12 protein-coding genes, 1 tRNA gene and 1 riboswitch are annotated in these 13,506 nt (G+C 46.6%); all 13 genes read right to left on the minus strand.

Annotated features, from left to right (window positions below; all coding sequences use genetic code 11):
• Nucleotides 1-545 precede the first annotated feature (545 nt).
• Nucleotides 546-890, minus strand: a complete 345-nt coding sequence (locus tag H528_RS0104900) for a hypothetical protein (protein ID WP_157608132.1) — start codon at nt 888-890, stop codon at nt 546-548.
• A 352-nt stretch (nt 891-1,242) separates the two neighbouring features.
• On the minus strand, nt 1,243-1,938 hold the full coding sequence (locus tag H528_RS0104905) for an energy-coupling factor ABC transporter ATP-binding protein (RefSeq protein ID WP_022853224.1): 696 nt from the start codon (nt 1,936-1,938) through the stop codon (nt 1,243-1,245).
• Nucleotides 1,939-1,969: 31 nt separating this feature from the next.
• The gene (gene cbiQ / locus H528_RS0104910) at nt 1,970-2,692 is read right to left on the minus strand and encodes a cobalt ECF transporter T component CbiQ (protein ID WP_022853225.1); all 723 of its coding nucleotides are present in this window, start codon (nt 2,690-2,692) and stop codon (nt 1,970-1,972) included.
• A complete protein-coding gene (locus H528_RS13995; RefSeq protein ID WP_022853226.1) occupies nt 2,689-3,267 on the minus strand; it encodes a hypothetical protein in 579 nt (192 codons plus the stop codon). The genes cbiQ and H528_RS13995 overlap by 4 nt, the downstream gene beginning before the upstream one ends.
• Before the next feature lie 2 nt (nt 3,268-3,269).
• Nucleotides 3,270-3,896 (minus strand): cobalt transporter CbiM, encoded by a 627-nt coding sequence (gene cbiM, locus H528_RS0104920; protein WP_022853227.1) that lies wholly within the window; start codon nt 3,894-3,896, stop codon nt 3,270-3,272.
• Nucleotides 3,896-4,714, minus strand: a complete 819-nt coding sequence (locus H528_RS0104925) for a DUF4198 domain-containing protein (RefSeq protein WP_022853228.1) — start codon at nt 4,712-4,714, stop codon at nt 3,896-3,898. The genes cbiM and H528_RS0104925 overlap by 1 nt, the downstream gene beginning before the upstream one ends.
• A 99-nt stretch (nt 4,715-4,813) precedes the next feature.
• Nucleotides 4,814-6,574: a RiPP maturation radical SAM C-methyltransferase gene (locus tag H528_RS0104930; protein ID WP_084677647.1), complete on the minus strand. Its 1,761-nt coding sequence runs from the start codon at nt 6,572-6,574 to the stop codon at nt 4,814-4,816.
• Between the two features lie 36 nt (nt 6,575-6,610).
• Nucleotides 6,611-7,111 (minus strand): 5-(carboxyamino)imidazole ribonucleotide mutase, encoded by a 501-nt coding sequence (purE, locus tag H528_RS0104935; RefSeq protein WP_084677651.1) that lies wholly within the window; start codon nt 7,109-7,111, stop codon nt 6,611-6,613.
• A 28-nt stretch (nt 7,112-7,139) separates the two neighbouring features.
• Entirely contained in the window at nt 7,140-8,270 is a 1,131-nt protein-coding gene (purK, locus tag H528_RS0104940; RefSeq protein WP_022853231.1) for a 5-(carboxyamino)imidazole ribonucleotide synthase, read from the minus strand.
• Between the two features lie 170 nt (nt 8,271-8,440).
• Nucleotides 8,441-10,321 (minus strand): ASKHA domain-containing protein, encoded by a 1,881-nt coding sequence (locus tag H528_RS0104945; protein WP_022853232.1) that lies wholly within the window; start codon nt 10,319-10,321, stop codon nt 8,441-8,443.
• A gap of 9 nt (nt 10,322-10,330) precedes the next feature.
• Nucleotides 10,331-11,227: a dihydropteroate synthase gene (locus tag H528_RS0104950; protein ID WP_022853233.1), complete on the minus strand. Its 897-nt coding sequence runs from the start codon at nt 11,225-11,227 to the stop codon at nt 10,331-10,333.
• Between the two features lie 92 nt (nt 11,228-11,319).
• A riboswitch (cobalamin riboswitch) is annotated at nt 11,320-11,524 on the minus strand.
• Between the two features lie 568 nt (nt 11,525-12,092).
• Entirely contained in the window at nt 12,093-13,238 is a 1,146-nt protein-coding gene (gene fbp, locus H528_RS0104955; RefSeq protein ID WP_022853234.1) for a fructose-1,6-bisphosphate aldolase/phosphatase, read from the minus strand.
• Between the two features lie 113 nt (nt 13,239-13,351).
• Nucleotides 13,352-13,439: transfer RNA gene (locus H528_RS0104960), tRNA-Leu, on the minus strand.
• Nucleotides 13,440-13,506: the final 67 nt, after the last annotated feature.

The raw sequence follows: 13,506 nt of genomic DNA on the forward strand, positions 1-13,506 counted from the left end.
AAGTTTCCATTCCTTTTAGTTAGGCTGCAAACCCATCTTTCAAAGATCGCTTTAAAGCTCTTATATCAAGAGATTTCAAGGAAGTCAAATTCCCGGAAAAGGTCTTTTTTGCCGTCGGACCTTCAGTAGTGCAAAAACCCCCAGGGGTCCAACGGCGGTGAAGTATTTCACATAGGTTCAGTAGTTTTTGAGAAAATCCTATTTCTCTCAGGGATACATTGCTATGAAAATTGAAATTGTTCTTAGGGGGACAGGCCTCCTAAGTCTCTTCCCTCGACACAGCTAGCAACGTTCCTATTTTTCGCCACGGAAAATGGAAACGGATCCCCTTACGTTGTATTACCGAGCCCTGCAATTTTGCAAAGGTCTCTTTCATATTTTTCGTTGTGAGCGTTATAACTCGGGTTTGAGTTCATGGATACACGAAAAGGCTGTATCTGTTGATAATAAAGCTTTTGCGGGCATCGCCCAAAATCAGGCGTGAGTACTAGAGCTATACTTCTCGTTTGACCAGCTCTTTGAATTACTTAGATCTCGCGGAAAGTTTAAACTCGTAGGCCTGTGGAAGGTTTATTCCTAACTTCTTGAAAATCCCTTTGACCCGGGGGTTCTATCTCTGTCCACCTGTAGACCTTCTTCTTTTGCTCTTCTCTCCTGTACTCAAGCTCCACTACACCCCGCTTCCTTAAGCTATCTTCTGCCTCCGTCTCAAAATACACACTTGTGGTGTCAAAAAAGATCAAATCCACTATCTCAAAACACCTCTCTTTAAGCTTCTTCTCGAAAAATTCCTTAAGCCCGAAGGAGTTCCAGAGCTTGCGAAGAAAATAAATTCCACCTAAAGACTTAGCCCAATTCAGCTTGAAGGGCACCCCTGAAGCCTCAATCAAGGCCTTTATTTCAGCGGCCTCACTGGCAGGAAGGAGTTTTGAAAGCGCCCGGATCATGTCACGGATACGATCAAGATCCAGGCGGTCTTTGCGGCCGAGGTTGGCAATGACCTTGGGGCGGGAAAATAAACACCCTCCATCCTCTGAAACCCTTGAAAATAAAGGGATGTTCTTTTAGGCAAGGCCTAAATTTGCCTATTAACTGTCAAACTCGGGTAATGATCTCGACAATTTTGCAAAGGTCTTTTTCATATTTTTCATTGTGAGCGTTATAAATCGGCACTCTTATTAGAGAAAAAGAATACCATGCGATGACGTTGTTCGCGTGCTGCCTGTTTTGCGCTCTTGGTGACTATTTGATTAGCCCAGCACCTTCCAAGGTGAGTTCGTCTTGCGTGAGATAAGGCCTTAGGTGGCCATCTTCAAGCCAGTAAATTTCATCCACTATGGCACAGAGAAAATCTAAGTCGTGTGAAACTATTAGCTGGGAAGAGTTAAGCTCCCTCAAGATCCTGATAAGACGTTCAATGTTGCGTGGGTCAAGGTCCCCGGTGGGTTCGTCAAGGAGAAGCACCTCGGGTTCCATGGCAAGCACGGTTCCTAGGGCCACGAGACGTTTTTCACCGCCTGAGAGACGATAAGTAACCCTATCTTCAAAGCCTTCAAGACCAAGAGTTTTCAAAACTTCTGCCACAAGGGCTGGTATCTTTTCACGTGGGACCCCAAGATTTAACGGACCAAAGGCTATGTCTTCTGCAACCGTAGGGCAAAAAAGCTGGTCGTCTGGATCCTGGAAAACTAGCCCCACGTGGCGTCTCAACAGGCGGAAGTCTTTTTCTGTTGCGCAAGGGTGGCCTTTAAAAATTATCTGGCCGCTATCTGGTTTATTTAGGCCAACAATGGTGCGCAAAAGGGTGGTCTTTCCCGCACCGTTTGGCCCCATGATGCCTATCTTGGCCCCTTGGCTAATGCTAAGTGAGAGCCCATCAAAAATAATGCGGTCATTGTATGAGAAGCTTAAGTTTTTTATCTCTAAAATTGGTTGCATGGTTTTAAATCAAAAAAGTTTGGCGGCCAATTTAACCTAAAATAGCCATGAGAGCGAGATAGGTAGCACCTAAAAGCCCCAACATAATGTCCAAGCGCTCTAACTGAAAATGACGGTAAATCGGGAAAGTGCCTTCAAAACCGCGACAGAGCATGGCTTCATAAACACGCTGAGAACGATCATAGCTTCGCACAATAAGACTTCCCACAAGATAAGCAGTGGTGCGATAGGTGAATAGATTGGTGTGCGGATAAAACCCCCTGAGAAGCGCTGCTTCGCGTAAGCGTCGGTATTCTTTTTCAACAACGTTCAGATAGCGAAAAGTGAAAAAAAGAAGCTGAACTAGCTTGGAGGGAAGGTATAAGTGGTGGAGGGCGTGGGCAAGCTCAAACACTGTGGAAGTAGAAAGAAGAGCCATAGTGGTTAAAACGATAAGGTTTGATTTGAGAAAAATCATAAGGGCCAAAAGCGTCCCTTCATGTGAGGCGGAAAAAGGCCCAATCTTGAAAAGAAGCTCTCCTTGAGTGGTAAAGGGAAGAGTTAAGACCACTAGCACAAGAAAAAGATTGACCAGGCCTAAGCGGCGTAAAACGTAGCCTACTGCAAAACCACTCAGGCCCAGGCAGATAACTGAAAAAATTCCTGCCAAGAAAAGAAGCTTAAAACTATTGCTGACCGCCACAATGATGGCAAAGTCAAGAGCAAGAAGCAGTTTAACCCGCGGATCTCTTCGCCTTAAAAAAGATTCTTTCATTTGTTTTTGCGTGCCTGCAAAAGTGCCCAGAGTCCAAATAAACCAAAGATGTAACCTATACCACCGAAAATTTCAGCAAGAGAGGGTTTATCAAGCTTGCGGGCGAGCTCGTTTAGCATCTGGTAAAAGGGAGAGATTTCTTTTTTGACCTCTTCACGGACGATTTTTCTGAGCTCAGCTTCGTTAATAGTGGACGCAGGTATTGCTTGAGGTGTTTGCGGCTGAGTGGAAACGGTTTCCTGAGACGGAGGTTCTTCAGTCGTCCCTTTTAAAGATAGTTTCATTTCTGCCCGATGCCCCATTTCTGCCCAGGCGATAATCTTTACCTGGCTAAGCCCTTTGGGAAGAGGAAGCTCAAAACTTCCTTCCTGGTTGGTCTTGGTTTCAGCCAAAATTTTTTCTTCACCGACAGGGCAAAGGGTGACTCTAGTGCCCTTAGCAGGGGAGCCGTCGTTAAAGTAAACCTCTCCTTTGATAGCATTTCCTTCCACATACGCGAAAACGCTGATCTTATGGGCATAAACATTAGCTGACAAGAGTACTAGAAAAAGCACTCCTAAAATAATTTTTTTCACGATTATTCCTCCTTGAGAAAAATTTCAGGACGGACTTTTTTGAGAAAGCTCACCAGCAAGACGGTAATGATTCCTTCGATGAGCATAACGGGTAGATGGGCTGCAAGAATTAATTTGGCTGAGGTGTAAAAACTTTCACCGGTAAAAACGAGCTCTAATGCCACCAATATGCCACTTATCAAAATGGCCAAGGCCCCGGACAAAAACGCCCCTATACCAACTAGAAGAGGTTTTTGACTCTTTATAAGGGGTCTAAAAAGATATATAAGGGGTCTAAAAAGATAATAGACCACCACACCCCCAAAGGCCATGTTAAAGGTGTTTACCCCAAGGGTTGTTAGACCACCGAATTGGAAAAGAATTGCTTGTAAAAAAAGCGCTACCAGAAGTGCCGGAAAAGTAGCAAGCCCAAGGATTATGCCTACTAGACCGTTTAACACCAGATGGACCGAGCTTGGCCCAAGAGGCACATGAACCAACGAAGCCACAAAAAAAGCCGCAGAAAGAAGCGCCACCTGCGGAATCCTTTCCGGGCTAAGTTTACGCAAACCTAAAAAAGTTCCCACGGTTGTGGCTGCTGCTCCGGCAATCAAGACCGGAGCAGCAAGCACTCCTTCTGAAATATGCATTAACGCACTCCTTCAGGGCGAGGATAGGCCTTAATCCAGATGACGGCATCAAGTTCAACAGGATATTCTTTGCCGCCTTTTTTGATTGTTCCTCCGTCTCCAAGGGCAGAAAATCCCCACCAGCCAGCCCAGGGCACTGTGTAAACAAAAATGCCATTTTCGTCTGTTTTTACCACCTGGGTAACAAAGGGATCTTTGGGCGCATGGGCACGGCCGTCTTTGTTGTAGTATTCGACTTCGACTTCGATATTCGGAGCAGGCTTTCCGTTGATCACCACCAAGCCGCGAAAGGTGTTTCCTTCCCAAAAACCATAAGGCCTGGTAAGCGGGATAATCTCTGCCTTAAGCCCTACGGGTTGATCCCAGCCTTCTTCCGCCCCAAAGGCGTTAACAACTACTTTGGTAATCTGCTTGATGTACTTTTCTTCTGCGGGTTCAAAATATGGCTTGGGAACAACATAGAAGATGTGGTCTCCAGGGCGACGCAGCTGATAAGTTGCCTTCCAGGCCGTGGCGGTGCCTTTTTCTTTTTGAGCTTCAGAATGCCAGGCAGGATAAAAAGGCAGCTTAATGGGCTTAAGAGAACTCATGAGATCTATCTTCTTGCCACGAATCATCACGCCAAAGGCTTCCGGGCGAGCCATTTCCATATTGGGGCCGCCTTCCATAGGATGGGTAAAGCATAAGAAAAGACTAACACTGCGGTTGTCATTTACGCTAACAATATCATCTGAAGGGATTAGGAGCTGGAAGTGAGCCCAGGCAGGCATAGCAAAAACTAAAAGAAGCAAAGAAATAACTGAAAATAGCCTTTTCATTTTAACCTCCTTTGTGCCAAAATTTTTAATTTAGTGCTACGTTAGCTTTTATAATACGCTTTTTGTTAGTGTCAATGAAAGGGTGGGAATTCTTAGTATTTATTCTTTTAGGCGCCGGTGAATGGCCAGGGCAAGATAGCTTTCATTTTCCTGAAATAGAAGCCTTTTTGCCACCAGATCATCCAGAAAGCCTTTTAGTTTTGTTTCAGGTATATTGGGGAACTTTTCTTTCAACTCTTTGAGAGACCTGATGTCCATTAAGAAAAGATAAATGTCCCGCGAAGGGCCTTTTAGTCTGTGATGGAGGACATTGCCGTTAGGCAGAACCTGGCGAATGATAAGAAAACTTTTTCCATCACGATAGCTAAGAAGAGGGCCTTTTTCTTTAGTAAGCTTATGATAAAGCTTTTGCCAGCGTTTTACTTTCTGCCTCACAGGCTGCCACAGGCGCCTTTGAAAGGCCCTGTCGCCTCGATAAGACCATCCAAGAGGGACAAAGTCTTTTAGGATTTTTTCTGGAAAAAAATAGCGATAATAAGGATGTGGCCAGATGGCCTTGATACCGTAATTTTGGTAATTCTTAAAGACATGGCTTTCGTAGCCCAGCCAGAACGAAACCGTAGTAAGCGGCCGATAGGGAAATACAAAATCGAGATTCCGAAGGGTTTCAGCGACTTCTTCTACGCAGCAGCCTGGAAATTCCAAAATAAGGTTTCCCTCAAGGATAAGGCCTGCTTCTTCGCAATGTCTCATAGCTGCTATGTTTTCAATGGCGGTAGTCCCTTTGTTCAGTTTTTTGAGAACTCCCGTGCTCAGGGCTTCTATTCCTATTTGTACCCAGGTAAGACCACCCTGGCGCATAAGATGGTAATCAGTGCGTTTATAAACTGCGCGTAGCTCTGCAAAAAAACGATAGTCGATTTTGTCTTTGGCAAGCTCAGCAAAAAGAAGAAGGGAATCTTTTACTGGCAGACAATTATCCATGAAGGCAAAATCCAAGAGCCCTGCTTGTGCGTGGGCCCTAATTTCTTTTAAAACCTGGGGAAGGGCCTTTTTACGAAAGCCATGCCATTGAAGATTTAGATTGCAAAAGCTGCACTTGAACCACCAACATCCCCGGGACATTTCCAAGGGGATTGTCGGGAAAAAGCGCTTCTCCGCAGGAAGAGACATAACCTCCTTTAGGTAGTCGTCATAGATAGGCGAGGGAAGTTCTTCTGGGTTAAGCTCTAAAAAACCTTCTCCTTCCACGGTGCCGTTTTTGCGAAAGAAAAGACCTTTGTGAGGCTTTGGAGCCCCTTCGATCAAATGTTTGAGCAAGGCTAAAAGAGGTTTTTCTCCTTCGCCGTTTATTATGAAATCAACCTCGGGAAAAAGCCGCAAAATACTTTTTCCTAAGTCTTTCGCGCAGCTTGAGCCGCCAAAGATAACAGGCTTTTCAGGAAAACGCCTTTTAAGCCATTTTGCCCCCCAAAGAGAAGTGCAAAGCTGATTAAGGCATACCGAAAAACCTATGGCGGAAAAAGGCTTCCAATCTATCTCTGCAAAACAGGCTTCAAGGTTGCTTTCCAAAGTGGCTAAATTTTTTTCGAAATCAAAGTTTGGGATTTTTCCTTTGGTCTTTTTTTGACAAAAGTTTTTAATTTCAGGGCACCTTTCAGGAAAAAGAAGTGCTGCTCCCAGGGCTTCTGCTATCCAGAATGTTTCACTTAATTTTTGATACAGGTCGTAGCCAAGGGCTGAGGCCACTTTGAGATAGGGATGAAATGATTTGACTTCTAATTCAGGCCAGTTTTTTTGTAAAAACCCCTTTAGCACCCCTACTTGCACAGAGGGTCTGCTAAAGAGGGGCCACGGCATAGCGATAAGAGCAAAAGATCTTGGGTTCACTTTGGCTTAATAAGATTGCATTTGCGCGAGATAGGCCTTCCAGCCTTCGTATTCTAATTTAGCGGCCTTTTCTTCTACCATTTCTTTCATGTCTTTCATGAATTCTTTTACGCGCTTGCGGATTTCTGGGTACTTGGCGCCGAGCATTTTGGCCGCAAGGATCCCCGCATTTTTAGCGTTGTTTATGGCAACAGTGGCCACAGGCACCCCTGCTGGCATTTGCACAATGGAAAGAAGCGAATCCATCCCGGAAAGAGAACGTGTTTTGACAGGCACTCCAATTACAGGAAGCGCGGTAAGAGAGGCTACCATGCCTGGAAGATGCGCTGCTCCTCCTGCGCCAGCTATGATTATCTCTATGCCGCGTTCTTCGGCTTTTTGGGCATAATCAAACATGCGCTCAGGGGTACGGTGTGCGGAAACAATGCTTATTTCATAAGGTACTTGGAATTTTTCGAGCATTTCCGCGGCGTCTTTCATGACGGGTAAATCTGAGTCACTTCCCATGATGATGGCAACTAGTGGTTTGTCCACGTTACTCCCCCTTTACGTGTAGGATTTCTTTTACTTTCATGGCCTTTTTAACGACTTGGTCAATGTTGCGGTCAACTATATTCACATGCCCCATTTTACGAAAAGGCCTAACTTCCTTTTTGCCATAAAGATGTATGTGCACGCCTTCCAGGGAAAGCGCCTCTTCGAAGCCTTCTATCACAGGCGTTCCCTGGCCTTCGCCCAAAAGGTTTATCATCATGGTGGGGATCAAAAGATCAGTAGCGCCTAGAGGGAGTCCGGCTATGGCCCTGATGTGTTGTTCAAACTGAGAAGTAATACAACCATCAAGGGTAAAATGGCCAGAATTGTGTGGCCTTGGGGCAATCTCGTTTACCAGGATATCGCCCTCTTTACTCAAAAACATTTCCACGGCAAAAATTCCAACAGCACCTTCTCCTAAGGCCTCAATCACCTGAAAAGCTATTTCCTGGGCCTTTGCGGCCAAAGATTCATCTATGCGTGCGGGGCAAAGGACTTCATCGCAGATATTAGCACGAACGTCAAATAGCATTTCCACTACGGGATAAACTTTTATCTCGCCTTGCGGAGATCTTGCCACCAAAACGGCAATTTCTTTTTCAATGGCGATGGCTTCTTCTACGTAGAAATTCTCTTTAAAAGCGTCTTTTAGATCTTCTTCGCTCTTAATGACCAGGACTCCCTGGCCGTCGTATCCCCCGTGTCTCAATTTTTGTACAAAGGGATACCCCAACAGTTTGGCCGCCTGAGTTAAGTCTTCTTGGTTTAAGAATCGGGGTATGGGAATCCCGGCTTCTTTGAGTAACATTTTCTGTTTGAGTTTGTCCTGGATGATATCGAGAATCTTGGGAGACGGCCTTATTACAACACCTTGCTGTTCGAGTTCATTAAGCTTTTGCGTATTTACGTGTTCAATATCAAAGGTTATCACATCTACTTTTTCCGCGAGGAGAGCTATTTTCTCAGGGTCTTTAAAGCTTCCGATTATTTGCTTGGCTCCTACTTGAGCCGCGGGGCATGCTGGGGTGGGATCAAGGACTAAAAAATCAAAACCAAGTCTTTTGGTCTCAAGGACCATCATACGTGCAAGTTGTCCCCCACCGAGTATTCCAATTGTTTTAATATTTTTCATGTAGCTCCTTTTATTTTTCCCAAGTTGGTAACAATTTCGGATTCTTGCCTAAACTTTATACAACCTTCTTAAAAAAACCAAAAGAGAACTTTGAAAGATCGTCGGTATCAGCGTTGTAAGCACCACCGCACTTACAAAACAGGCCAGGGTGTTCTCCCTGGCCTGTTTAGCTATTCTTTTTGCAAAAGTTCTTTGACGCTTGGGAAAAGGTCGAGATTGGTATGAGGCAAAAACAGAGCTGAAACGTAGTAGTCCATGTAACCAGGATGGGCAGAAAGCTCAAAGTGGGTCATCATCTGGGCAACTTGTTCCATCTCCGCTAGAGCCTCCTGAGAAAGGGCTGCCATGCGGGCCCCAAGAAGCGAGCTGTTGCCCACAAAATAAAAGTTTTCCCTGGGAAGGTCCGGCAAAAGCCCGATAATAATAGCCTGCTCAAGATCAAGAAAACTGCCAAAGTTTCCCGCAAGAATAACCCGCTCAACCATGCCTATTTCAAGGCCAACGGACTCAAGAAGCGTTTGGTACCCTGAAAACATGGCCCCTTTGGCGCGGATGAGATTATCAATATCTGCTTCGGTAAAAACAATGTCTTCGCCTGTGGCAGACTCTTCTGCCCAAACAAGCACGTATTCATAGCCTTCGCGGCCTTCTCTTATGCGCGGGTTGTCAAGGTCGCGACGGTATTTGCCAGACTGGTCAATAATGCCTTCGATAAAAAGGCTTGCCAGAAGCGAAATAATACCCGAGCCGCAAATCCCTTTTGGCTTTTTATTGCCAATAGTAAGGATCATGGGCTCAAGGGTCTCTGGATCAATGTGCACGGCCTCTATGGCCCCGGTGGTTGCGCGCATGCCGTGCTTAATCCCCCCGCCCTCAAAGGCAGGCCCAGCAGAACACGCTGCGCAGGCTAGAAAGTCCTGGTTCCCCACCACGATTTCGCCATTGGTGCCGATATCGATAAAAAGCGTTAAAGGGCTCTCCTTGGCCATGCCTGTGGCCACCACCCCTGCGGTAATGTCTCCACCCACGTAGCTTGCCACGCACGGAGCAAGGGTTGTAATGGTCTGGTCTCCGGCTGGAAGGCCAAGCTCTTTAGCAGGAACCACGGGAAATTTGGCAGCTACCGGCACATAAGGGCTTTCGCGCAAGAATCGTGGCTCAAGCATGAGCAGAAAATGGCTCATAACTGTGTTGCCTGCAAAGGAATAATGGGCAATTTCTTCGGGCTTAACCCCGTGTTTACCGCAAAGTTCCTGAGAAAGCTTGGCAATGCATTCCACCACCCGCTCATGAAGTATCTTTAATCCGTCTTTTTTACGGGCAAATTCAATGCGGCTGATTACGTCTTCACCATAGCTGATTTGTGGGTTGTAATCTGAAGTAGAGCCAATAACGTTTCCTGAATTCAAATCAACCAGTTCTGCGCAAATCGTGGTGGTGCCTATGTCAACGGCTATGGCGAAATGACGCGAGGTGGTATCACCTGGCACAACATCAAGGAGTCGTGGCGTATTTTTTTTGAAAACGCAAGCGGTGACATCAAAGTTTTTTTCACGAAGAACGTAAGGCAGCTTTCTTAGGAGCTTCCAGTTTATGTCTATTTCTTCTGCAGAGAGTTCTTTGAGAATTCCTGTTTCAAGTCGAGCCAGATCAGGCATATTGTTTTCAATGCTTGGGGGCTCAAGAGAAAGATGAATCTTTTGCATTACAGGGGATATGCTCACTTTGGCAGGCCCGCGAGCTTCAAGCCAGGAACTTGCCACTTTCTTTGCCGGGCGCAAAAGGGCTCTTCGGTCAACCTCACTTTCAACTGGTACGCGAATTACCAAATCGCTTTTGGGAATTAACGTGCAGGCCTTATACCCGCCTTCGGGGAGAGGCTCCCCTTCCACCTCTCCTCCTTCTAAAAACACACGGCATTTGCCGCAGACTCCTGCGCCACCACAGGAAGCGTTAATATGAATACCCGCCTTCATGGCTGCGCGGATAACAGTTTCACCTTCAGGGATTTCAACTGTTACCCCCGCAGGAAGAAACGTAATCTTTGGCATGCTTACCTCCTAAAGCTCAAGCCAGGATTCAGAAAAGATGGTCTTTCCTGTGAGCACACGAGTGGTTTTGTAAATTTCGAGCTCTTTAGGAGAAAGCGAAGCCGGGTCTGGCTCATCTCCGTCCATGATGTCATGGACAAGTTTTACCCACTCAGGGTGTTTTCCTTTGGCAATTTCAACGAGCTCTTTGTCATATACGTTCAAAATAGCCGAGTAAATGTTGTATTTCATGAGCATCATGAGATAAACCCGGTCAAGATAGCCCCTCAGGTGATGGGGCACCCCGTTTGATACGTTTGAAAGGCCAACCGTGCTTTTACATCCCGGCGCAATATCTGGCAGCATGGCCAGAAAATTGAGCCCTTCAAGTATCTGATCAGCTCCCAGGGTAATGGGTGTGCCAATGGGGTCCACCCAGATTTTTTCATTAGGAATACCTGCTTCATTCATGGCCATGATAAGGTCCACAGCCATAGCTGCCCGCTCATTGGCATCGCGGGGCATACCCTCTGGCCCCCAGAGAAGAGCGATCACGTCGCAACCCACTTCCGCAGCAAAAGGGATGAGCTTTTCCATGCGTTCAGGTTGGGCTGAGATGGAATTCATCAGCATGCCAGCAGGATTTTTCGAGGCCTTAATCCCGGCAATCAAGGCGTCAGGGTTAGTGGTATCAAGGGAAAGAGGAGTATCAACCACTTCTTCTACGACTTTTACGATCCAGGCAGCAAGGTCCGGACCGTCTTTTTTGGCCGGGCCTATGTTTAGGTCAAGATAATCTGCCCCAAGCTCTGTTTCTTCCTTGGCCATTTCCTGGATGGGAACGGGATTGCGCTCCTTCATAGCAGCGCCTGTTCTTTTGCCCATAATGTTAATGGATTCTGCAATGCAAACGACTTTTTGAGACATAAAACCCTCCTTAAAAGTATTTTTTGGGAGGGCATTCGAGGAGGCACAAAGGGAAGAAATCCCCTTTGCAGGGCCTTAAGCCTCGAAGCCCTACAAAACTCAAACCCTGGGCCGGTCTCCCGGCTTCCAGATCATCCTACTTGCCGCGCCTTCCCAGGGCCTGCTGTGGGCCCCAGTGGCTTGTCCCCAAGGGTGGGTAGCGGCTTTCGTCCCCGGTTACGGTTGCGGGCCAGCGCCGGACTTCCACCGGACTTCCCGATTATCTCCAATAGGAGCACCCAGGGCCCTGTTGTTCAACTTAATTTTTACTGAAAACCATTTTAAGTCAATACGATTTGTTAACGGTCATAAGCGATTGCCACAACAAAACATGAAAAAGCGCTGCGGGGACCGGCCAGGGACCTGCTCTTTTTCTCAAGCCCCGTTGTGGGGATCCGTTCCTATTTTTCTTTCCGAAAAATGGGAACGGATCCTGAACTCCGAAAGCACAAAACAGATGGCACTTGAACATGTCATTGCAATCGAGGCGAGGCAATCTAGCTCCCTCACTGTGCTCGGTAGAGAGATCGCTTCGTCGGCCTTAACAGCCCTCCTCGCGCTGACATTTTAGCGGTTATTGCTAGGGCCTCTTTTTCTGTCATTGCGAGGGAGCGTAAGCGACCAAAGCAATCTCATGGGATCACTTCGGCGTACGAATCGCACGCCTTGTGATGATGGTGTAGCCGGGATCGCGCGGGAGTACAAGCCTCGCGAAGATGCTTTGTGGGATAAATTTGCTACCAATAATATTGTCAAAGGCACTCGCAATGCATGATAAGGGGGTTGGGAGTGACGGAAAAAGAAAAGGGGGCCAAGCCCCCTTCCTTTATTCGTGGATTTCGCCGGTGCCTGTTCCAGGAGCCTTGGCTTCAGGCTCACCAATGTCAACAAAGCGATCCTTAAGTTTCTCAAGGACTTTGGGAAGGGTGGTGTATTCCATTTCTTCAGGCGGAAGACGGTGTGGTTCAAAAATACCCTGGCGACGAAGCTGATTAGCAAGAATTGCGCAGCGATTACGAGCATCATCAAAGGCAGGATCATCAAAAAGATCATTAGGACCTACCAGTTTTCCATTACACAACTGATAACCAGCAGCAACAACACGAGGAGGACCATCGAAACGAGTGGGTTTGGCCTCTTTAAAGGAGACTGGCATAAGAGGGCCTGTGTGTGAACCGCGCATCCAACCTTCTACTAGCCAAGGTCTTGCAAAAGGCTCAAGGGCTTCACCCACTGCGGGAAAGCCACTTTGACAACGAACGATCAATACGGGATCGTCTTTACCTACGTAACGCCCAGCCATTAAAGAAAGTTTTTGGGTTGAAGCCACCGCAGCGATTTCTTGGTCTCTATTGCGGTAAACAGCCCTTACGACATAGCGGCTCGTAGCTCCGATGAACACCAAGAGGTCATAAAGCTCTCTCGGGGTTTCTAGCTTTACTGCTTTGCCGGAATAAACATCCATTACTTCAAAGGTAAAGCCATCATGCATGGAAGGGTCGATTACCAAACCGGCAGTGTTCATGGGATCAGCAAACATTTCATAAAGAGCTAGGTTCCAGGCACTTGGAGAAGTTTTATCCGCAAAATATACGATGATTGGTTCGCTTTTCCTTTCTTCAAATTCCATTTCAGCTACACCAGGGCCCATGCCTTTTACGTTTCCAGAAAAGGCATCAGCAAGGAGATCCTGGCCTGCTCCATAAAGTTTGAGACTTTTTGCAACTTCTGTCCCTGCAACAAAGGCATCCCAGGCGAGTTTGTGGACCTCTTCGTTATCTTTGCCTTTGGTATGGGTCATTACTATGGCAATGTCATCACCACAGGTAATAACAGAAGCATCGATCAAGATTCCTTTGGAAACAGCCTCTGCGACGTATTCTTTTACCTTTGCTACTACGTCAGGGTGTGTAGAGGAATGTCCTACATAGCCGCCAATATCGGCCTTAATCACTGAAAGAGTGAGCTTCATATTGCCCTCCTTTGGTATAGTTTTTCTGGGAAACCCCTCGCCTATTTAATACCAATTTTTATTAAGAAAAAGAAGAAATTTTTGAAAACAATGTGGAAGGCAAAGAAAAGAGATGGTGCCGAGGGCGGGAGTCGAACCCGCACGGGGGTGAACCCCAGTGGATTTTGAGTCCACCGCGTCTGCCAGTTCCGCCACCTCGGCGTGCTCTAATCAATTACCACGAAGCCTTGGTTCTTGCAACGTGCAAGGCATCTTGTCGCTTATTAGA

Source organism: Thermodesulfatator atlanticus DSM 21156 (genome assembly GCF_000421585.1).
In the GTDB taxonomy this organism is placed as follows: Bacteria; Desulfobacterota; Thermodesulfobacteria; order Thermodesulfobacteriales; family Thermodesulfatatoraceae; genus Thermodesulfatator; species Thermodesulfatator atlanticus.

What these genes read in the sequence shown, in the direction of transcription:
- H528_RS0104905 (WP_022853224.1), bottom strand. Translation starts at nt 1,938, where the DNA reads ATGCAACCAATTTTAGAGATAAAAAACTTAAGCTTCTCATACAATGAC.
- cbiQ (WP_022853225.1), bottom strand. Translation starts at nt 2,692, where the DNA reads ATGAAAGAATCTTTTTTAAGGCGAAGAGATCCGCGGGTTAAACTGCTT.
- cbiM (WP_022853227.1), bottom strand. Translation starts at nt 3,896, where the DNA reads ATGCATATTTCAGAAGGAGTGCTTGCTGCTCCGGTCTTGATTGCCGGA.
- H528_RS0104925 (WP_022853228.1), bottom strand. Translation starts at nt 4,714, where the DNA reads ATGAAAAGGCTATTTTCAGTTATTTCTTTGCTTCTTTTAGTTTTTGCT.
- H528_RS0104930 (WP_084677647.1), bottom strand. Translation starts at nt 6,574, where the DNA reads ATGCCGTGGCCCCTCTTTAGCAGACCCTCTGTGCAAGTAGGGGTGCTA.
- purE (WP_084677651.1), bottom strand. Translation starts at nt 7,111, where the DNA reads ATGGGAAGTGACTCAGATTTACCCGTCATGAAAGACGCCGCGGAAATG.
- purK (WP_022853231.1), bottom strand. Translation starts at nt 8,270, where the DNA reads ATGAAAAATATTAAAACAATTGGAATACTCGGTGGGGGACAACTTGCA.
- H528_RS0104945 (WP_022853232.1), bottom strand. Translation starts at nt 10,321, where the DNA reads ATGCCAAAGATTACGTTTCTTCCTGCGGGGGTAACAGTTGAAATCCCT.
- H528_RS0104950 (WP_022853233.1), bottom strand. Translation starts at nt 11,227, where the DNA reads ATGTCTCAAAAAGTCGTTTGCATTGCAGAATCCATTAACATTATGGGC.
- fbp (WP_022853234.1), bottom strand. Translation starts at nt 13,238, where the DNA reads ATGAAGCTCACTCTTTCAGTGATTAAGGCCGATATTGGCGGCTATGTA.